The 19,629-nt window shown below is 67.0% G+C and carries 12 protein-coding genes; 8 read left to right on the forward strand and 4 right to left on the reverse strand.

The features are described 5' to 3' along the window. A partial coding sequence (locus tag ECTPHS_RS12280; protein ID WP_008933075.1) for a helix-turn-helix domain-containing protein occupies positions 1-505 on the reverse strand: 505 nt, incomplete at its 3' end. Further along, on the reverse strand, positions 502-1,125 hold the full coding sequence (locus ECTPHS_RS12285; RefSeq protein WP_008933076.1) for an IS607 family transposase: 624 nt from the start codon (positions 1,123-1,125) through the stop codon (positions 502-504). The genes ECTPHS_RS12280 and ECTPHS_RS12285, both read right to left, overlap by 4 nt. 118 nt (positions 1,126-1,243) lie before the next feature. On the opposite strand from ECTPHS_RS12285, the gene ECTPHS_RS12290 reads away from it, so the two are divergent. The 6 genes from ECTPHS_RS12290 to ECTPHS_RS12315 all read left to right on the forward strand — a co-directional run bounded on the left by ECTPHS_RS12290 (position 1,244) and on the right by ECTPHS_RS12315 (position 11,685). Beyond that, positions 1,244-3,457, forward strand: a complete 2,214-nt coding sequence (locus ECTPHS_RS12290; RefSeq protein WP_040405969.1) for a primosomal protein N' — start codon at positions 1,244-1,246, stop codon at positions 3,455-3,457. 140 nt (positions 3,458-3,597) lie between these two features. After that, the gene (gene argS / locus ECTPHS_RS12295) at positions 3,598-5,358 is read left to right on the forward strand and encodes an arginine--tRNA ligase (protein WP_008933078.1); all 1,761 of its coding nucleotides are present in this window, start codon (positions 3,598-3,600) and stop codon (positions 5,356-5,358) included. Further along, on the forward strand, positions 5,358-5,978 hold the full coding sequence (locus tag ECTPHS_RS12300; RefSeq protein WP_008933079.1) for an SPOR domain-containing protein: 621 nt from the start codon (positions 5,358-5,360) through the stop codon (positions 5,976-5,978). Before argS ends, ECTPHS_RS12300 begins: the two co-directional genes overlap by 1 nt. A gap of 31 nt (positions 5,979-6,009) precedes the next feature. Continuing rightward, positions 6,010-9,879: an ATP-dependent RNA helicase HrpA gene (hrpA, locus tag ECTPHS_RS12305; RefSeq protein ID WP_008933080.1), complete on the forward strand. Its 3,870-nt coding sequence runs from the start codon at positions 6,010-6,012 to the stop codon at positions 9,877-9,879. Positions 9,880-9,952: 73 nt separating this feature from the next. After that, a complete protein-coding gene (locus tag ECTPHS_RS12310) occupies positions 9,953-10,900 on the forward strand; it encodes a zinc metalloprotease HtpX (RefSeq protein WP_008933081.1) in 948 nt (315 codons plus the stop codon). A gap of 65 nt (positions 10,901-10,965) precedes the next feature. Next, positions 10,966-11,685 carry a glutamine amidotransferase gene (locus ECTPHS_RS12315; protein ID WP_008933082.1) on the forward strand — a complete coding sequence of 240 codons (720 nt, stop codon included), beginning with the start codon at positions 10,966-10,968 and terminating at the stop codon, positions 11,683-11,685. On the opposite strand, the gene ECTPHS_RS12320 is transcribed toward ECTPHS_RS12315, so the two are convergent. Both ECTPHS_RS12320 and ECTPHS_RS12325 read right to left on the reverse strand, forming a co-directional pair. Next, positions 11,669-14,407, reverse strand: a complete 2,739-nt coding sequence (locus tag ECTPHS_RS12320; RefSeq protein WP_008933083.1) for a cation-transporting P-type ATPase — start codon at positions 14,405-14,407, stop codon at positions 11,669-11,671. The genes ECTPHS_RS12315 and ECTPHS_RS12320 overlap by 17 nt on opposite strands. A gap of 71 nt (positions 14,408-14,478) precedes the next feature. Then, positions 14,479-15,099 (reverse strand): TetR family transcriptional regulator, encoded by a 621-nt coding sequence (locus ECTPHS_RS12325; RefSeq protein WP_008933084.1) that lies wholly within the window; start codon positions 15,097-15,099, stop codon positions 14,479-14,481. Positions 15,100-15,190: 91 nt separating this feature from the next. Here ECTPHS_RS12325 and ECTPHS_RS12330 point away from each other — a divergent pair, with 91 nt between their 5' ends. Continuing rightward, positions 15,191-16,357, forward strand: a complete 1,167-nt coding sequence (locus ECTPHS_RS12330) for an efflux RND transporter periplasmic adaptor subunit (protein WP_008933085.1) — start codon at positions 15,191-15,193, stop codon at positions 16,355-16,357. Continuing rightward, the gene (locus ECTPHS_RS12335) at positions 16,357-19,491 is read left to right on the forward strand and encodes an efflux RND transporter permease subunit (protein ID WP_008933086.1); all 3,135 of its coding nucleotides are present in this window, start codon (positions 16,357-16,359) and stop codon (positions 19,489-19,491) included. The genes ECTPHS_RS12330 and ECTPHS_RS12335 overlap by 1 nt, the downstream gene beginning before the upstream one ends. The last annotated feature ends 138 nt before the right edge of the window (positions 19,492-19,629 follow it).

Raw genomic sequence — 19,629 nt, forward strand, 5'->3', positions numbered from 1 at the left:
CGGTGTCTACGGTGATGCTGAAAAACCAGCGGTCGGCGACGCGGGAGACCGTCGCGGACATGATTTTGCCGGTAAAGCGCAACGACTCCCGCATCCGCACCCAGCCAAGGTTGGGGATGCGGATGCGGGAGCCTTCGACGCGGAACTGGTCGTTGGTGAGGGTGAATCGGTCATGAACGCCCTTCTTGCGAAACCTCGGGTACCTGGCGCGGCCGGCGAAGAAATTCCTGAACGCTTCGCCCAACTGGATGATTGCCATCTGCGGTGCCGTTTTGGTGACCTCCAGCATCCATGGAAACTGCTCGCGCTTGACGGCGTTCAAATGGCGACGCAATGCGACCTGCGAGGGTTTGGGCAGACTGGTGTCCTGCTTCCAGGCCGCGTACTGGCACTGCCATTCGGCCAACGCCCAGTTGTAGGCGAAACGCGCCGTGCCTGCCGCGCGGGCAAAATAGGTCGCCTGCCTGTTGTTGGGCGCAAGCGCAATCCTGTGGGCACGGATCATGTCGCGTCCTCCACGGCCTTCTTCACGCCGTCCAGCAGCTTCTGGTTCTTGCGCGAGCGGCTGCCGTAGAGTCGGGCGCTGAACACGGTGATGATCTCCAGCACATCTTTCGCCAGGTCTTCCTCAAAGGTCGTATCTTCACCCTGGTTGAGAATCACCACCTCGACCTCCCTGGCTTCGCAGAGGGCAAAGACCAACTCGGCCCCGAAGCGCAAAAGCCGATCCTTATGGGTGATCACCAGTCGCCCGACTTCCCCATCGATGATGGCGTCAAGCAGTCGCTTCAAACCTTTCTTGTGATAGTTCATCCCTGAACCAAGGTCGGAAATCAACTCGAACGTCCATCCCTGCTGAGCGCAGTAAAGTTCCAGCACCTGTTTCTGCCGCTCCAGATCCTCCTTCTGATCATGGCTGGATACGCGAGCATAGGCCACGGTGCGCCGCCCTGCATCTTCCTCGGCCCGGAACATCTCGGGCCGGAGTTTCGCCAGATCGTAACGACGATGGCCGCCCGCTGTGTGCTCAGGCACCAACCTGCCCGATGCTTCCCAGCGGCGCAGTGTCGTAATGGACACGCCCAGCGCCTTGGCGGCCTCACTGATGCTTGCCAATCTTTTCATATTGGAAAGTATCGATAATTTATGAATAGATTTCAAGTGAACTGCTCAAGCCCCCTCCCCCCCTCCCGCCAGGGGAGAGGGGCTTTATCAGCGGACAGATGTGGCATCATTCGCCACCATGCCCCAGCCCTCTGCAACCTCCATCCTCCGGATTGCCGTCCCCACCCCCGTGCACGGGTATTTCGACTACCTGCCCGCTCCGGATGAGGCCGACCTGCCCGCCATCGGTGCCCGCGTGCGGGTGCCCTTCGGACGGCGTCAGGTGGTGGGCGTGGTCATCGGCCACGGTGACGCATCCAGTGTGCCGAGCCACCGGCTACGACCCATCGGCGCCACCCTGGATACTGGGCCACTACTGAATACCGCCCTGTTGAACCTGCTCGCCTGGGCCGCCGACTACTATCAGCACCCCCTGGGCGAGGTGGTGGCCGCCGCCCTGCCCGTCACCCTGCGCCAGGGCAAACCGGCCGAGGCCCGGGGCATCGAGTATTGCACCCTGACCGAAGCGGGCCGCCGCACCGACCCGGCCACCCTCACCCGCGCTCCCCGTCAGGCCGCCCTGCTGCGCCTGTTGCGGGACGCGAAGGAGGATCCGGCCCTGGAACGACTCAGGGAGCAACAGGAGACCGATCCCCGCCAGTCCCTCAAGGCACTGGTGGACAAGGGACTGGTACGGATATACGCACGCCCCTGCCTGACCCCGGCGGATACGCCCCCGGCTCCGGCGCCCGCACTCAACGCCGCCCAGCAACAGGCGGTGGACGCCATCGCGGCAACCCTGGGCGGATTCACCTGTCATCTGCTGGAAGGCGTCACCGGCAGCGGCAAGACCGAGGTCTATCTGCAGGTGATCCGGCAGGTGCTGGCAAGCGGACGCCAATGCCTGGTGCTGGTGCCGGAGATCGCCCTCACCCCCCAGCTGCTGGCCCGTTTCCGGGCACGCCTGGATGCCCCCATCGCGGTGCTCCACTCCGGCCTCAACGACGGCGAGCGGCACTGTGCCTGGCTCTGTGCCCGCGGCGGCGAGGCGGGGGTCATCATCGGCACCCGCTCGGCGGTCTTTACGCCCTGGGCACGGCCGGGCCTGATCATTGTCGATGAGGAGCATGATCCTTCCCTGAAGCAGCAGGACGGCTTCCGCTATCACGCCCGGGATCTGGCGGTGATGCGCGCTCACCGGGAACAGGTGCCGGTGGTACTGGGGTCGGCCACCCCGGCCCTGGAGAGCCTGGCCAACGTGGAGCGGGGGCAGTACCGGCACCTGTCCCTGCCGGGCCGGGCCGGCGGCGCCTCGGCGCCGCGCCTGCAACTGCTGGACGTGCGCAGTCAGTTCATGGACGAGGGCCTGTCCGTCCCCCTGCTGGACCGCATGCAGCAGCACCTGGAGGATGACGGCCAGGTTCTGCTGTTCCTCAATCGACGCGGCTATGCCCCAGCCCTGATCTGCCATGAGTGCGGCTGGGTGGCCGACTGTCATCGCTGCGATGCCCGCATGACCTGGCATGCGGGCATCCGCCGCCTGCGTTGCCATCATTGCGGCCATGAAAGCGGCGTGCCCGCTCAATGCCCGGACTGCGGCCGCCCCCTGGCCGGCCGGGGCCAGGGCACCGAGCGGGTGGAACAGGCCCTGCGACGGCACTTTCCCGCCTGGCCGGTGGTGCGCATCGACCGGGACAGCACCCGACGCAAGGGTGCCCTGGCATCCGCCCTGGAAGGGGTGCGCAGCGGCCGCCACCGGATCCTGGTGGGGACACAGATGCTGGCCAAGGGCCATGACTTTCCCAACGTGACCCTGGCGGCTATCCTGGAGGCGGATCAGGGGCTGTTCAGTGCCGATTTCCGGGCGGTGGAGCGGCTGGCCCAGACCATCGTGCAGGTGGCTGGACGGGCCGGGCGCGGCACCCGGCCTGGAGAAGTGCTGATCCAGACCCATCACCCGGAGCATCCCCTGCTGCTGACCCTGCTGGGCGCCGGCTACGGGGCCTTTGCCCAGGCGGCACTGGCCGAGCGCAGGGAGGCCCGCCTGCCCCCCTACGCGGCACTGGCGCTGCTCAGGGCGGAGGCCACGGCGGCCGAAGCGCCCCGGGTGTTTCTGGAAGGCGCTCGTCACGCCCTGGAGTCAGGCAACCCCCGGGGGGTACAAGCATGGGGGCCGGCCCCGGCCCCCATGGAACGCAAGGCGGGACGGTATCGGGCCCATCTGCTGCTGCAGGCAGGGCGGCGGCAGGACCTGCAAAAGGCCCTGGCGATCTGGCTGCCCGATCTCCCCCGGCTGCCCGGGGCCAGAAAGGTCAGGTGGTCCGTGGACGTGGACCCGGTGGATCTGCAGTAAACCGCGGGCTCTTTGCCCCATCCCGGCCGCTCCCCGGGCGCCTCATCCCGGCAAGGGTATTCACCCCCCTTGCCATTCCCGATAGAATCTGCCCTCGTTCAGATTTCCCCGCCGTTCGCTCTTCTTCGGATACCGAAACCTTGAAACCTCAATTACAGGCTCTGCTCGAACAATCCCTCCACACCCTCACCGGCAACGGCACCCTGCCCGCCGACCGGTCGGTGGAGGTTCAATTGACGCGCACCCGGGACAAGGCCCACGGTGATTTCGCCACCAACCTGGCCCTGCAACTGGCCAAGCCCCTGGGCCGCAAACCCCGGGACGTGGCGCAGCTGATCATCGACCATCTGCCCGAATCGGACATCCTGGACAAGGTGGAGATCGCCGGTCCCGGCTTCATCAACCTGTTCATCAGCCGCGGTGCCCGTCTGGCGGTGATCACCCAGGTGCTGGAGGCCGGAGAAGCCTACGGTCGCAGCCGTCTGGGCGCCGGCAAGAAGGTGCAGGTGGAATTCGTCTCCGCCAACCCCACCGGCCCCCTGCACGTGGGTCATGGTCGCGGCGCCGCCTACGGCGCGGCGGTGGCGGACCTGCTGGAGGCGGTGGGCTTCGATGTGCACCGGGAATACTACGTCAACGACGCCGGCCGACAGATGGACATCCTGGGCACCAGCGTCTGGCTGCGCTACCTGGAACGCTGCGGGGTGAAGTTCCACTTCCCCACCAACGCCTACCGGGGCGAATACGTGCGGGACATCGCCGACACCCTGTTCCAGGAACACGGCCAGGACTATGCCGTCACCACCGAGGCCCTGATGGACGGCCTGCCGGCGGACGAACCGGACGGCGGCGACAAGGAAGAATACATCGACGCGGTCATCCAGCGGGCCAAGGCGCTGCTGGGCGACAACCGCTACCGCTACGTCTTCGAACTGGGCCTCAACGTCATCCTGGATGACATCCGTGACGACCTGGCGGAATTCGGCGTCACCTACGAGACCTGGTACTCGGAGCGCTCCCTCACCGACAAGGGGTCCGTCAACAAGGCCCTGGAACAGTTACGGGACAAGGGCGCCCTGTATGAAAAGGACGGCGCCCTGTGGTTCCGTTCCACCGAATACGGCGACGAGAAGGATCGCGTGGTTCAGCGGGACAACGGCCAGACCACCTACTTTGCCTCAGACATCGCCTACCACATGGACAAGTTCGACCGGGGCTATGACCGGGTGATCGATGTCTGGGGCGCCGATCATCACGGCTATGTGCCGCGGGTGAAGGCGGCACTCCATGCCATGGGCCGGGACGATGCCCGTCTGGACGTGCTGCTGGTACAGTTCGCCATCCTCTACCGGGGCGGCGAGAGGGTGCAGATGTCCACCCGCTCCGGCAGTTTCGTCACCCTGCGGGAACTGCGCGAGGAAGTGGGCAACGACGCCGCCCGGTTCTTCTATGTCATGCGCCGCTGCGAACAGCACCTGGACTTCGACCTGGATCTGGCCAAGTCCCAGTCCGCCGACAACCCGGTCTACTACATCCAGTATGCCCATGCCCGGGTGTGCAGCGTGCTGCGACAGATGCAGGCCAAGGGTCTGACTCATGACCCGGCCAACGGCCACGCCCACCTGGACCGTCTGACGGAGGATCATGAATCCGCCCTGCTCGGCAGCCTGGCCCACTTCCCCGAACTGGTGGAAGCGGCCGCCCTGGCGGAAGAACCCCATCAGGTGGCCAACTACCTGCGGGATCTGGCCAATGACTTCCACACCTACTACAACGCACACCAGTTCCTGGTGGACGATGCCGATCTGCGGGATGCCCGCCTCAACCTGATCCTGGCCGTGCGTCAGGTACTGGCCAACGGTCTCACGCTGTTGGGCGTTTCCGCGCCCGAGGAGATGTAATGGCCCGCGGCTCCCGGCGCCAGGCCAGCCGCCGCCGACAGGCGGAAGAAAGAGCCCCCCTGCCCGGCTGGGTCTGGGGCGCGGCCGGTCTGGCGGTGGGCCTGTTCGCTGCCGCGGTGGTCTATCTACAGACCCAGCGCGACGCACCGACCACCACGACGACGGTGGCGGCACCCCAGATCCAGCAACAGCCCGTCCAGCAGCCGCAACCCGCCCGCCCGGCCCAGGCACCCGCCCAGAAGCCGGCGGAAGAGGCGCCCAGGCCCCGGTTCGATTTCTATACCCTGCTGCCGGAACTGGAAGTGGTGGTCCCGGAACCTCAGGTTCAGCCCCGCACCGCCCCCGGCGGCCCGCCACCGGCGCCGGCGCCGGTACAACAGCCCGGCCGTTATCTGCTGCAGGCCGGTTCCTTCCGCTCCCATCAGGAAGCGGACCGCCTGCGCGCCAGCCTGGCCCTGATGGGGGTGGAGGCCCGCATCCAGCCCGTGACGGTGAACGGGGATACCTGGCACCGGGTACAGGTGGGACCGTTCACGGAACTGGACAACCTGAACCGGATGCGCGAGCGACTGCACGCCAACCAGGTCCAGACCATCATGGTGCGGGTGCCTGACGCCTGACGGCGTCAGTGCTCCATACCGACACGTCCCCATGTCTCACCCGGACCCCGATCATCTCGCCGCACGCATCCCCCTTTGCCTGACACGGGACCATGACGCCCTTCGCAAGGATCTGGACCGCGCCCGCCGCCGGCTCCGGGCCGGCAAACCCGCCGACCGTCTCCTGGAACGCCTGACCGGCCGGATTGAAGCCTCGGTCCTGGCCCGTGAACAACGCCGCCAGGCCCTGCCCTCGCCGAACTTCCCCGACGATCTGCCCGTCAGCGCCCATCGGGAGGAGATCGCTCGTCTGATCCAGGCCCATCAGGTGGTGGTGATCTGCGGCGAGACCGGCTCGGGCAAGACCACCCAGCTGCCCAAGATCTGCCTGTCCCTGGGCCGGGGGACCGATGGCCTCATCGGCCACACCCAGCCCCGGCGCATCGCCGCCCGCTCGGTGGCGAGCCGCATTGCCGAGGAACTGAACAGCCCCCTGGGGGAGCAGGTGGGCTTCAAGGTGCGCTTCTCCGATCATGTCGGCCCCCGCACCCTGGTCAAGCTCATGACCGACGGCATCCTGCTGGCGGAACTGCGCTCGGACCCGCTACTGAGCGCCTACGACACCCTCATTATCGACGAGGCCCACGAGCGCAGCCTGAACATCGACTTCCTGCTGGGCTATCTCAAGCGTCTGCTACCCCGGCGGCCGGACCTCAAGCTCCTCATCACCTCCGCCACCCTGGACCCGGAACGCATCGCCCGCCACTTTGCCGATGCCCCCGTCTACGAAGTCCCCGGCCGCACCTACCCGGTGGAGATCCGCTACCGCCCGGTCACCGGCGAGGATGACGCCGACACCGAACGGGATCTGAATGAGGCCCTGCTGGCGGCGGTGGATGAACTGGCCCAGGCCGGTCCCGGCGACATCCTGGTGTTCCTGCCCGGAGAACGGGAGATCCGCGAAGCCGCCGAGGCCCTGCGCAAGCACCATCCCCGGCATACGGAGATCCTGCCCCTCTACGCCCGGCTGTCGGCGGCGGAACAGAACCAGGTCTTTGCCCCCCACACCGGCCGTCGGGTGGTGCTGGCCACCAACGTGGCCGAGACCGCCCTCACTGTACCGGGCATCCGCTATGTGATCGATTCGGGGCTGGTGCGCATCGCCCGCTATGCCTGGCGCTCCCGCATCCAGCGCCTGTCCCTGGAGCCGGTCTCCCAGGCCTCCGCCAACCAGCGGGCGGGGCGCTGCGGGCGCCTGGGGCCGGGGATCTGCATCCGCCTCTACGGCGAGGAGGAGTTCCAGCTTCGCCCGGCGTACACCGACCCGGAGATCCTGCGCTCCAACCTGGCCTCGGTGATCCTGCAGATGGCCCACCTGAACCTGGGCGATCCGGAGGATTTTCCCTTCGTGGAGCCGCCGGACGCCCGTCTGATCCGGGACGGCTTCAAGCTGCTGCAGACCCTGCGGGCAGTGGACGATGCCCACGGCATCACCGCCACGGGCCGGCAACTGGCCCGGCTGCCGGTGGACCCGACCCTGGGGGCCATGCTGCTGGCAGCGGCCCGGGAGCAGGCCCTGGCGGAAGTGACCCTGATCGTGGCCTTTCTGGCCCTCCAGGACCCGCGGGAACGCCCCGCCGAGAAACGTCAGGCCGCCGACGAGGCTCACGCCCGATTCCGGGAACCGGGATCGGACTTCCTGGGTTACCTGAAGCTGTGGGCCGCCTGGCGGGAACAGTCCCGCCATCTGTCCAAGGCCAAGCTGCGGGCCTGGTGCCGGGAGCATTTTTTGTCCTTCATCCGCATGCGGGAATGGCAGGACCTGCACGGCCAGTTGCGCCAGAGCCTGCGGGAGATGGACCTGAAGGAGAACCAGGAACCGGCCGATCCGGCGGCCATCCACCGGGCCCTGCTCACCGGGCTGGTGACCCAGGTCGGGGTGAAGACGGAAAAGCACGACTATCTGGGCGCCCGCAACCGGCGGTTTCACATCCACCCTGCTTCCGGGCTGTTCAAGGGGGCTCCAGCCTGGATCATGGCTGCCGAGATCGCCGAGACCACCCGGGTCTATGCCCGGGAATGCGCCGCCATCCGTCCGGAGTGGCTGGAAACGGTGGCGGGTCACCTGCTCAAGCACCACTACTACGAACCGCATTTTGAACCGCGCCAGGGCACGGTGGCGGCCTGGGACCGGGTGACTCTGTTCGGTCTGATCGTCAACCCCAAGCGCAAGGTAAACTACGGTCGGGTGGACCCGGCGGATGCCCGTCGGGTGTTCATTCGCGAGGGCCTGGTGGCGGGTCGGCTGCGTAGCCGTGCCCCTGCCCTGGCCCACAACCAGGCCCTGATCCGGGAGATCGAGGACCTGGAAGCCCGCGGGCGGCGCCGGGATCTGCTGGCGGACGAGCAGGTGCTCTATGATTTTTACGATGGCCGTCTGCCGGCCGAGGTCCATGACGGCGCGGGCTTTGAACGCTGGCGCAAGCAGGCGGAGCGGGATGATCCTTCCCTGCTGCGTCTGGACCGGGACACCCTGCTGCAGCGCGAGGCCCCGGACCTGGGCGGGGAGCGCTTCCCGGACGTGCTGGAGAGCGGTGGCCTGCGGCTGCCCCTGAGCTACCGTTTTGAACCGGGCCACGAGGCGGACGGCGTCACCCTCACCCTGCCCCTGGCGGCCCTCAATGCCCTGGACCCTGATCGGGGGGACTGGCTGGTGCCGGGTCTGCTGGAGGAAAAGCTTGCCGCCCTGATCAAGACCCTGCCCAAATCCCTGCGCCGCCATTTCGTGCCGGCCCCGGAGTTCGCCCGGGCGGCCCTGGCCCGGCTGGGAGAGCCCGAGGGCGGGTTGATCCCGGCCCTGACCCGGGCCTTGCGCCAGATCACCGGCACCGACGTCCCTCTGGACCAATGGCAGCCCGAGCGCCTGGAACCCCATCTGCAACTGCGCTACCAGGTGGTGGACGCCCAGGGCAAGACCCTGGTGACCGGCCGGGATCTGCAGGCCCTCAAGGACAGCTTGTCCGGACGGGCGGTGGAGAGCTTCGAGGCTCACCGGCCCGAGGACATGGAACGGGACGGTCTGACCGACTGGGATTTCGGCCCCCTGACGGAGTACGTGGAATTCCGTCAGCACGGCGCCACCCTGCGGGGCTATCCAGCCCTGGAGGACCGGGGCGACAGCGTGGCCCTGATCCTGGCGGACAGTCCGGCCCGGGCCGGACAGATCCATCGTGCCGGCCTGCGACGGCTGTTCATGCTGGGGGCAAGGGAGCCGGTGAAGTACCTGTACCGGAACCTGCCGGACATCCAGCGCCTGTGCCTGCAGTACAACCCCGTGGATCGCTGCGAGGCCCTCAAGGATGACCTGGTGTTTGCGGCGGTGGAGCGGGTATTCATGGCCGAGCCCTGGCCCGTGGACGCGGAAGGGTTTCGGCAGCGCCTGGAGGCGGGCCGGGGCGAACTGGTGGCGACGGCCAATGCCCTGTGCGCCCTGGCGGGGGAGATCCTGACCGCCTACCAGCGCATCCGCGCCCGCCTCAAGGGCGCCCTGCCCCTGTCCTGGGTGGAGGCGGCGGGAGACATCCGGGACCAGTTGGAACACCTGATCCATCCCCACTGCCTGCTGGAAACGCCGCCGGACCGGCTGGCCCAGTATCCCCGTTATCTGGCGGCCATCGAGCGGCGCATGGAACGGCTGGACCATGCGCCGGACAAGGACCGGCGCGCCCGGGTGGACGTGGAACCCCTGTGGGAGGACTGCAAGGCCCGCCGGGCGGCCGGACGCACCGGCGGCGAGTGGTCGCGCTACCGCTGGCTGATCGAGGAATTGCGGGTGTCCCTGTTTGCCCAGGAACTGGGGACGGTGGAGAAGGTGTCGGTGAAGCGGCTGGAGGACCTGCGCAAGAGCCTGGATCGGGCGTGAAGGACGGCGGGGAGCGCAGAACGAAAACCGGGTGACCGGGTCAATGGGTATATCACCCGAACCCTGCCCCGCCATGCCCCACACAGCCCACCACCTGCACAACCGCCTGCAATCCCTCGCCCTGGTGGGGGCCATGGTGCTGTTGCTGGGGAGCATCGCCTGGCTCATCGGCGGCCCGGTTCACAGTACCGGGGTGGTGACCGCGGTGGTGGTGCTCTATTTCCTCAACCCCATGGCCTCGCCCGGCCTGGTGATGCGCATGTACCAGGGTTACCGGCTTGATCCCCGGTACGCCCCGGTGCTGCTGGAGATCATGGACCAGCTCGCCGACCGCGCCGGCCTGCCCCGGACCCCCACCCTGCACTATGTCCCCACCCAGGTGATGAATGCCTTCGCCGTGGGAGACCACCGGCAGGCCGCCGTGGCCGTCTCCGACGGCCTTCTGCGGCGCCTGAGCCTGCGCGAGCTAACCGCCGTACTGGCCCACGAAATCAGCCATGTGGCCCACAATGACCTGCGCACCATGACCTTTGCCGATCTGTCCTCCCGGCTCACGGTCCTTTTGTCCCTGTTCGGCCAGGTCCTGCTGATCATCAATCTGCCCTTGCTGATCATGGGCCATGCCACCATTCACTGGGGCGCCATCCTGCTGCTGATCTTCGCCCCCAGCCTGACCACCCTGTTCCAGCTGGCACTCTCCCGTAGCCGGGAATATGAGGCGGACCTGGGCGCGGCCCGCCTCACCGGCGATCCGGTCGGTCTGGCCATGGCCCTGGACAAGCTGGAACGGGTGCAGGGCGGCCTGCTGGAACAGGTGCTGCTGCCGGGCCGCCGTGCCCCGGAACCCTCCTGGCTGCGCACCCATCCCGCCACCCGTGATCGGATCGACCGCCTTCGGCAACTGGACCAGGCGCTGCCCCATGGCCCCCTGCCCCTGCCGGCCGTGGCCTATGACCCGCGCCCGATCCTGGAGCAGATTCCGGCCAGACCCCGCTGGCTCATTGGCAGGTCGTGGTTTTGATGCAGTGCAGCTTTCTGGAGTAATCTCTTGACTTCCTGCATTGCGGACGCATCGCGAGAGATCCCATGGACACACTGCTCATCATCAAGACCGGTACCAAGATCGACTCTCTTCAGGACTTTCCCGGGGATTACGAAGACTGGATCGCCGCCGGCATGGACTGGCCCCAAACCCAGACAAAGGTGGTGGATGTCCAGGCCGGTGATCCGCTGCCGGCACCGGGGGACGTTGTCGGCGTGGTCATTACCGGCTCCGGATCCATGGTCACGGAGGAGGCCCCCTGGATCCAGCAGACCGCCGACTGGCTGGCGCACGCGGTATCGGCCGGTGTGCCGATCCTGGGGATCTGCTTCGGCCACCAGATCCTGGCCCACGCCCTGGGCGGCCGGGTGGACTGGAATCCCCGGGGGATCGAGGTGGGCACGGTGGAGGTCCGGCTCCACGGCGAGGCCGCCGAAGACCCCCTGTTCTCGGTGCTGCCGGGCCGGTTCTACGGCCAGGTCAGCCACAGCCAGTCGGTGGTGGCGTTGCCGCCCGGGGCGATGGCCCTGGGCGAGAGCGACATGGAGGCCCACCAGGGGTTCGTGGTGAACGGGTGCGCCTGGGGGGTGCAGTTTCATCCGGAGTTCGATGAACGCATCACCCCCCACTACGTCATGTACTACCGGGACCAGCTGGCGGAACAGGGGCGGCAGATCGACGGCCTGCTGGCCAACATCCGGCCGACCCCGGAGAGCAGCCGGGTACTGCGGCGGTTCGGGGAGTGGCTCAAGACCCCGCGCTGACCGGATTTCCCTCCCGTTTCCAGCGCCGCCAGAGCCCCTTCTCCAGTTCCACCAGCAGCAGTACGAACACACCGTAGCCCAGGATCAGGCCCCAGTGCTGCAATGACAGCGGCGCGCTCTGGAACAGCAGGTTCATCCACGGTGTGTAGACGAACAGGAGCTGGACCATCCACATCGCCCCGATCCCCCACCAGATCCAGGGATTGGAGAACGGATGGGTGCGAAACACGCTGCGGGAGAGGGAACGGCAGTTGAGCAGGAAGAAGCTCTGCACCACCACGAACAGGCTCACCGCCAGGGTGCGGGCCTCCTCCAGGCTCGCACCCTGGCCCAGTGACCACTGGAACAGACCGAAGGCCCCCACCAGCAGCAAGGCACTGACCGAGAAGATGCGGCCGATGATTTCGCCGCTGAGGATCGGCGCATCGGGCCGACGGGGCGCCCGGGCCATGATCCCCGGCTCCCGGGGTTCGAAGGCCAGCATCAGGCCCAGGAACACCGCCGTGGTCATGTTCAGCCACAGGGCCTGCACCGGCAGCACCGGCAGGGTCAGGCCCAGCAGGATGGCCACCATGATCACCAGCCCTTGCCCCAGGTTGGTGGGCAGGACCCAGGTGATGAACTTGATCAGGTTGTCGAAGACGTTGCGCCCCTCCTCCACCGCCGCCTCGATGGCGCTGAAATTGTCGTCCGCCAGCACCATGTCCGAGGCATCCCGGGACACTTCCGTGCCGTTGATCCCCATGGCGATGCCGATGTCGGCCCGCTTGAGGGCGGGGGCATCGTTGACCCCGTCACCGGTCATGGCCACCACATGGCCCCGGGCCTGCAGGGCCTCCACCAGCCGCAGCTTCTGCTCCGGCGCCACCCGAGCAAAGACCGAGACCTGGTCGGCGGCCTTGCTCAATTCATCCGGCGACAACTCCGCCAACTGGCGCCCGGTCAATGCCCGTCGCTGATCCTTGTCTTCATCCCGGATGATGCCGATGCGTTCGGCAATGGCGCGGGCGGTGAGGACATGGTCGCCTGTGATCATCTTCACCCGGATGCCGGCCTTGCGGCACAGGGCCACGGAATGGATCACTTCCTCCCTGGGCGGATCGATCATGGCCTGCAGGCCCAGGAAGATCAGCCGATCCTCGTCCTTGTCGGGATCGGGGATGTCCAGACGGCTCGTCTCCGTCTCACGCATGGCAAAGGCCAGCACCCGCAAACCCTGGGCCGCCAATGCCTCCGCTTGCGCCTGTAGGCGTTCCCGATCGATCGGCACCCGATCGCCCTCGGCGTTCATGGCCCGGTCGCAATGGGCGATCACCCGCTCCGCCGACCCCTTCATGTAGACCCGGTGGCCCTCATCGTGGCGATGGAGCGTCGCCATGTACTGACGGTCCGACTCGAAGGGAATGGCATCGACCCGATGCAGCCGGCGGCGCATGTCGTGACGGTCGAACCCGGCCTTGAGGGCGCTGGCGATCAGTGCCCCTTCGGTGGGATCGCCGTGGACGCTCCAGCGACCGTCCCGTTCCACCAGCTCACTGTCATTGCTCAGCAGGCCGGCCAGCAGGCAATGGTACAGGGCCTGATGGTGAGCAGCGGGAGCCTCGACCGGGCTGCCGTCCCTCAGAATCCGGCCTTCGGGATTGTAGCCGCCCCCGGTGAGTTCGAATTCCGTATCGGCGGCGATGATCCGCTGCACCGTCATCTGGTTCTCGGTCAGGGTGCCGGTCTTGTCGGAGCAGATCACGGTGGTGGACCCCAGGGTCTCCACCGCCGGCAGCTTGCGGATGATGGCGTTGCGCAGGGCCATGCGGCGTACCCCGATGGCCAGGGTGATGGTGACCACCGCCGGCAGTCCCTCCGGGATGGCGGCCACCGCCAGGGCCACGGCGGCGATGAAGGTGTCCACCCAGTCCTGGCCGTAGAGCAGGCCCACGCCGAAGGTGATGCCGGCCAGCACCAGGATCACCCAAAGCAGGATCCTGCTGAAGGCATTGATCTTGCGGGTCAACGGGGTTTCCAGGGTGACGGCGTCATTGATCATGCCGGCGATCTTGCCGGTCTCGGTACGATCGCCGGTACCGATGACCACACCCCGGCCGGTGCCGTAGGTCACCAGGGTGCCGGCAAACCCCATGTTGCCGCGATCCGCCAGCACCGTGTCCCGAGCCAGCTGTCCGGGCTGCTTGTCCACCGGCACGGACTCCCCGGTGAGGGCGGACTCGTCGATCTGCAGATCCCGGCAGGACAACAGACGCAGATCGGCCGGGACCTTGTCGCCGGAAGCCAGCAGGACGATGTCGCCGGGCACCAGATCGGCGGCGGCAATGGTGACGCGGCTACCGTCCCGGACCACGGCGGCGGATGAGGAGAGCATGCCCTTGAGGGCATTGATGGCATCCTCGGCCTTGGACTCCTGAACGAAACCGATGACAGCATTGATGAGGACGACGCCGAAGATGACCGCGGAATCGATGTATTCCCCAAGCGCCAGGGTCACGGCCGAGGCGATGAGCAGGATGTAGATCAGGGGATTGTGAAATTGCAGCAGCAGGCGCTTAAGCCAGGAGGTCTGCCGGGCCGCCGTCAGGGTGTTGGGGCCGTGGGTGGCCAGACGTTCGCGGGCCTGCTGTTCCGTGAGACCGTGCTGCTCGTGGGTGTCCAGGGTTTCGAGCACTTCGTCATGGTGCAGGTGATGCCAGAGATCCTTGAGGGGAGTTTCCATGGATTGCGTCTCGGTCGGGTGACTGTGTGCGGGCCCATCCAAAGGACGGGACAAGGTAGCGCAAGCGCGGCCTATCCGGGCGGCAGCAGCAGACCGTCCAGAATACGACGGATCATGGCGGGCGTATCCTTCAACAGATCAAAGTATTCCGGCTCCAGCAGCCACGCATAGAACAGGCCGGTGAAATAAAGTTCCAGGGTGAGCTGCCCCATTTCCGGCGTCACCCCGGGGCGCAGTCGCCCCGCCGCCTGGGCCGCCTGGAAACATTCCAGCATGACCCGGGCCGCCCGGCGCCGCCCTTCCAGTTCCGCATCCCGCCAGACCTGGTTGTCCGCCTCCCGCTCCCGACGGTGAAAGACGATGGTATACACCCGCTGCACCTGGGCATCGCCGGCCAACGTCTCCAGCGCCGTAAGACAGAGCCGTTCGATGACCTCGGCGAGGTCCGCGTCAGGCTCCCGGACGAATTCGTCCCGCAGCCGTTCCAGCGGCAGACGCACCCGGTCCAGCATGGCCCCGTAGAGGGCCGCCTTGTCGCGGAAATGCCAGTAGATGGCCCCCCGGGTCATGCCCGCCTCGCGCGCGATGGCCTCCAGGCTGGCCCGGGAAACCCCTTGTTCCAGAAAGACTTTTTCCGCCGCATCCAGCAACAGGTTTCGTGTCTGTTCGGCTTCTTCTTTGGTGCGTCGCATGGTTCCCGCGCTTGACAGTCAGCATTTCGGACCTATTATACATGCACGTCTGTATGTTTCTGTAAACACCCCCGCTCCGGAGACTCGCTCCATGTCCACCCCCTCCCGTACCCGCCGGGCCCTGCCCGCCGCCGGCCTGACCGCGACCCTGCTCGCCGCCCTCTGGCTGTCCGCCTGCGGCAGCGGCGACGAAGCCGCGGGTAACGGGTCCGGCGGCATGCCCCCGCCGCCGGTGACCCTGAGCACCCTGACCGCGGAGGATGTGAAGGTCCGTGGCGACTACGCCGGGCGGGTGCGCGGCTCACGGGAAGTGGAAGTGCGCGCCCGGGTGGACGGGATTCTGGAAGAACGGCTCTACGTGGAAGGGCAGGCCGTCGGCCAGGGCACTCCGCTGTTCCGCATCGACCCCGAGCCTTACGAGATCGCCCTGAAGATGGCCGAGGCGGAACAGGCCAACGCCCAGGCCGGGCTGAATCAGGCGCAGCGGGAATGGAACCGGATCTCCGACCTGTATCAGCGCAACGTGGTCAGTACCCGGGACCGGGATCAGGCCCTGTCGGAACTGGAACTGGCCCGCGCCCGGGTGGATCTGGCCCGTGCCTCGGTCGCCGATGCCCAGCGTAATCTGCGCTATACCACCGTGGTGGCGCCCATCGAAGGCACCACGGAACTGGAAAGCCTGCCCGAGGGGAGTCTCATCAGCCAGGGCACCCTGCTCACCTCCCTGACCCAGCATGATCCCGTCCATGTGCGTTTCTCCCTGCCGGAGCAGGATGCCGCCATCCAGCGCACCGCCCGCCAGGCCATGATGGGACGCGAAGAAGTCCAGAGCCACGAGGTCCAGTTGCTGCTGCCCGACGGCAGCCTTTATGAACACACGGGCCAGGTGGACTTCACCGACAGCAGCATCGATCCCCGCACCGGCACCGTCTCCGCCCGCGCCGTGTTTCCCAACCCGGACCGTCTGGTGGTCCCTGGTCAGTTCGTGCGGGTACGCATCATGGTGCAGGAGCTCAAGGACGTGTTCCTGATCGATCCGACCGCGGTCAGCCAGGACCGGGACGGCCCCCGAGTCTTCCTGGTGGACGATGGGGACACCGCCCACGCCCGGCACGTGCGTCTGGGACCGATGGTGGATGGCCGGCAGGTGATCCTGGACGGGCTCTCGGCCGGTGAACGCCTGGTGATCAACGGCCACGTGGGCCTGCGTGACGGCGTCAAGGTCTCTCCCGTGAACGCTCAGGGACGGGACCAGTAATGTTGCGCTTCTTCATTGATCGACCGATCTTTTCATCCGTCATCTCCATCATCATCATCGTCGCGGGGCTGGCCTCGCTGCGGGCGCTGCCCATCGAGCAGTACCCGGATGTGGTGCCGCCCCAGATCGTGGTCCAGGCCAGCTACCCCGGCGCCAGCGCCCAAGTGCTGTCGGAGTCGGTGGCGGCGCCCCTGGAGCAGGAGATCAACGGGGTGGACAACATGATCTACATGGAGTCCTCCAGTACCGACGCCGGCACCATCCAGATCACCGTGACCTTCGAGATGGGCACGGACCCGGACCAGGCCGCCATCAACGTCAACAACCGGGTTCAGGCCGCCCTGCCCCGCCTGCCCCAGCAAGTGCGCGACCAGGGGGTGCGGGTACAGGCCCGCTCCACCAACATCCTGCTGGTGACGGTGCTCAGTTCCCCGGACGGCCGTTACGACCCCATCTTCATCAGCAACTACGCCCTGCTCAACGTGCTGGACGAGTTGGTACGCCTGCCCGGCGTGGGAGATGCCTCCCTGTTCGGGGCTCAGGACTACTCCATGCGCATCTGGCTGCGGCCGGACAAGCTGGCCCAGTTCGATCTCACTCCGTCCGACGTGGCCAATGCCATCCGGCAGCAGAATGCCCAGTTCGCCGCCGGGCGCCTGGGCGCCGAACCCGCCCCGGTGGATCAGGCCTTCACCTTCACCGTGACCACCCGCGGACAGCTGGCGGACCCGGCGGAATTCGAACGCATCATCCTGCGCGCCCAACCCGACGGCAGCACCCTGCGACTGGGAGACGTGGCCCGGGCGGAACTGGGGGCGCAGAACTACGCCTTCTCCGCCACCCATAACGGCCGCCCGACGGTGCCCATGGGCATCTACCTGCAGCCCGGGGCCAACGCCCTGGATACGGCCCGGGCGGTGCGTGCCGCGCTGGGTGAGCTTTCGGAACGTTTCCCGGAAGGGCTGACCTATCACATCCCCTACGACACCACCGAGTTCGTGGAGATCTCCATCCGCGAGGTGTTCATCACCCTGTTCATTGCCGTGGGTCTGGTGATCCTGGTCACCTTCCTGTTCCTGCAGCACCTGCGCGCCACCCTGATCCCGGTGGCGGCGATCCCCGTGTCCCTGATCGGCACCTTCGCCGGCATGCAGGCACTGGGGTTTTCCGTCAACCTGCTGACCCTGTTCGGACTGGTGCTGGCCATCGGCATCGTGGTGGACAACGCCATCATCGTGATGGAAAACGTGGAACGCCTGATGGCGGAAAAGGGCCTCAAGGCCCGCGAGGCCTCGATCCAGACCATGCAGCAGGTGGCGGGCGCCGTGGTGGCCTCCACCCTGGTCCTGGTGGCGGTGTTCGCGCCGGTGGCCTTCCTCGGCGGGCTGACCGGCGAGTTGTATCGCCAGTTCGCGGTGACCATCGCGGTCTCGGTGGTGGTCTCGGGCATCGTCGCCCTCACCCTCACCCCGGCCATGTGTGCCCTGTTACTGGACAAGCAACCCCACGCGCCCAGCGCGCCGTTCCGCCTCTTCAACCGGCTGTTTGACCGCATCACCGACGCCTTCGTGGCGACGGTGGCCTTCCTGCTGCGCCGCTGGATACTGGGTGTGGTGCTGTTTGCCGGCTTCACCGGTAGTGCCGTGTGGCTGCTGGAGCGCATGCCCACGGGACTGGTGCCCCAGGAAGACCAGGGGGTTTCCCTGGTGGTGGCACAGTTGCCGCCGGTGTCGGCCCTGGGACGCACCGAACAGGTGCGGGACGCCCTGTCCGCCCAGCTCATCGGGCAGGAGGAGATCCAGGACTTCACCTCGTTTGCCGGCTTCGACATCATCGCCGGCTCCCTGCGCACCAATGCCGCCGTGGGCTTTGCCAACCTGACCGACTGGAATGATCGCCAGGGTGAAGGACAGGATGTCGCCTCCATCGCCCGCCGCGTCATGGGCATGGGCATGGGGATTCAGGAGGCCAATGTGTTTGCCTTCATCCCGCCCCCGATCATGGGCCTGTCCCTGACCGGCGGCGTGGAAGGCTACCTGCAGGTGCGGGGAGACACCAGCCCGGCGCAGATCGAGGCCCTGGCGCAGAAACTGGCGGCTCTGGGCAACGAGCGGCCGGAACTGACCAACGTGCGCAGCACCCTGACCACGGGCATCCCCCGCTACCACGCCGAGGTGGACCGGGAGAAAGCCATGGCCGCGGGCGTGCCCATCACCGAGGTCTTCGATGCCATGCGCAGCACCTTCGGTTCCCTGTATGTGAATGACTTCACCTATTCAGGACGTCTGTGGCAGGTGAACCTGCAGTCCGAAGGTGAGTTCCGCAGCCAGGCCGACGATCTGCGTCGGGTATTCGTGCGCTCCGGCAGCGGCGACATGATCCCGCTCAGTTCCCTGGTGACCCTGGAACGTACCAGCGGCGCGGACATCATCAACCGCTTCAACATCTTCCCGGCGGCCAAGATCCTGGCTGACCCGGCACCCGGCTACACCACCGGCCAGGCCAAGGAGGCCCTGGAGGCCGTGGCGGCGCAACTGAATCAGGACGCGGACACCGTGCTGGGCTGGATCGGTGAGGCCTACCAGCTGGATGCGGGGGCCGGGGCCGGCGGTGCCGCCTTCGCCCTGGGAATGCTGATGGTATTCCTGATTCTGGCGGCCCAGTACGAGCGCCTGACCCTGCCGCTGGCCGTGGCCTCGGCGGTGCCCTTCGGGGTACTGGGGGCGGTGATCGCCTCCTTTGGTCGGGGCTTCCCCAACGACATCTATTTCCAGGTGGGCTTGCTGGTGCTGATCGGTCTGGCGGCGAAGAACGCCATCCTGATCGTGGAGTTTGCGGCCCAGAACCGGCGCGAGGGAATGTCCACCACCGAGGCCGCCACGGCCGCGGCACGGCAGCGTTTCCGTGCCATCGTGATGACCGCGTTCACCTTCATCGTCGGCAGCCTGCCGCTGGTGTATGCCAGCGGTGCCGGCGCGGCCAGCCGTCAGGAGATCGGCACCGTGGTGGTGGGCGGCATGCTGGCGGCCAGTACCCTGGCCCTCCTGTTCGTGCCGCTGTTCTATAAACTGCTGGAGGACATGGCCGACTGGTGGAGGGCCCGTCGCGACCAGGCACTGCTGGAAAGCCGGTAAGTCACTGGCCTTGTACCGGCGGCATCAGACGCTGCGCTCCCTGCGCCAGCGCCTGGTGCCGCTCCGGGATCCAGGCATCCGGGCCAAGCAGGGCATCCAGCCCCAGCTGGGCCAGCCGCGCCCTGGGCTGGTCCTGCA

This window comes from Ectothiorhodospira sp. PHS-1 (genome assembly GCF_000225005.1).
In the GTDB taxonomy this organism is placed as follows: domain Bacteria; phylum Pseudomonadota; class Gammaproteobacteria; order Ectothiorhodospirales; family Ectothiorhodospiraceae; genus Ectothiorhodospira.

Bases quoted from the DNA above. Each gene is read 5' to 3' on its own strand.
- ECTPHS_RS12285 (WP_008933076.1), bottom strand. From the start codon at position 1,125: ATGAAAAGATTGGCAAGCATCAGTGAGGCCGCCAAGGCGCTGGGCGTG.
- ECTPHS_RS12290 (WP_040405969.1), top strand. From the start codon at position 1,244: ATGCCCCAGCCCTCTGCAACCTCCATCCTCCGGATTGCCGTCCCCACC.
- ECTPHS_RS12300 (WP_008933079.1), top strand. From the start codon at position 5,358: ATGGCCCGCGGCTCCCGGCGCCAGGCCAGCCGCCGCCGACAGGCGGAA.
- hrpA (WP_008933080.1), top strand. From the start codon at position 6,010: ATGTCTCACCCGGACCCCGATCATCTCGCCGCACGCATCCCCCTTTGC.
- ECTPHS_RS12310 (WP_008933081.1), top strand. From the start codon at position 9,953: ATGCCCCACACAGCCCACCACCTGCACAACCGCCTGCAATCCCTCGCC.
- ECTPHS_RS12315 (WP_008933082.1), top strand. From the start codon at position 10,966: ATGGACACACTGCTCATCATCAAGACCGGTACCAAGATCGACTCTCTT.
- ECTPHS_RS12320 (WP_008933083.1), bottom strand. From the start codon at position 14,407: ATGGAAACTCCCCTCAAGGATCTCTGGCATCACCTGCACCATGACGAA.
- ECTPHS_RS12325 (WP_008933084.1), bottom strand. From the start codon at position 15,099: ATGCGACGCACCAAAGAAGAAGCCGAACAGACACGAAACCTGTTGCTG.
- ECTPHS_RS12330 (WP_008933085.1), top strand. From the start codon at position 15,191: ATGTCCACCCCCTCCCGTACCCGCCGGGCCCTGCCCGCCGCCGGCCTG.
- ECTPHS_RS12335 (WP_008933086.1), top strand. From the start codon at position 16,357: ATGTTGCGCTTCTTCATTGATCGACCGATCTTTTCATCCGTCATCTCC.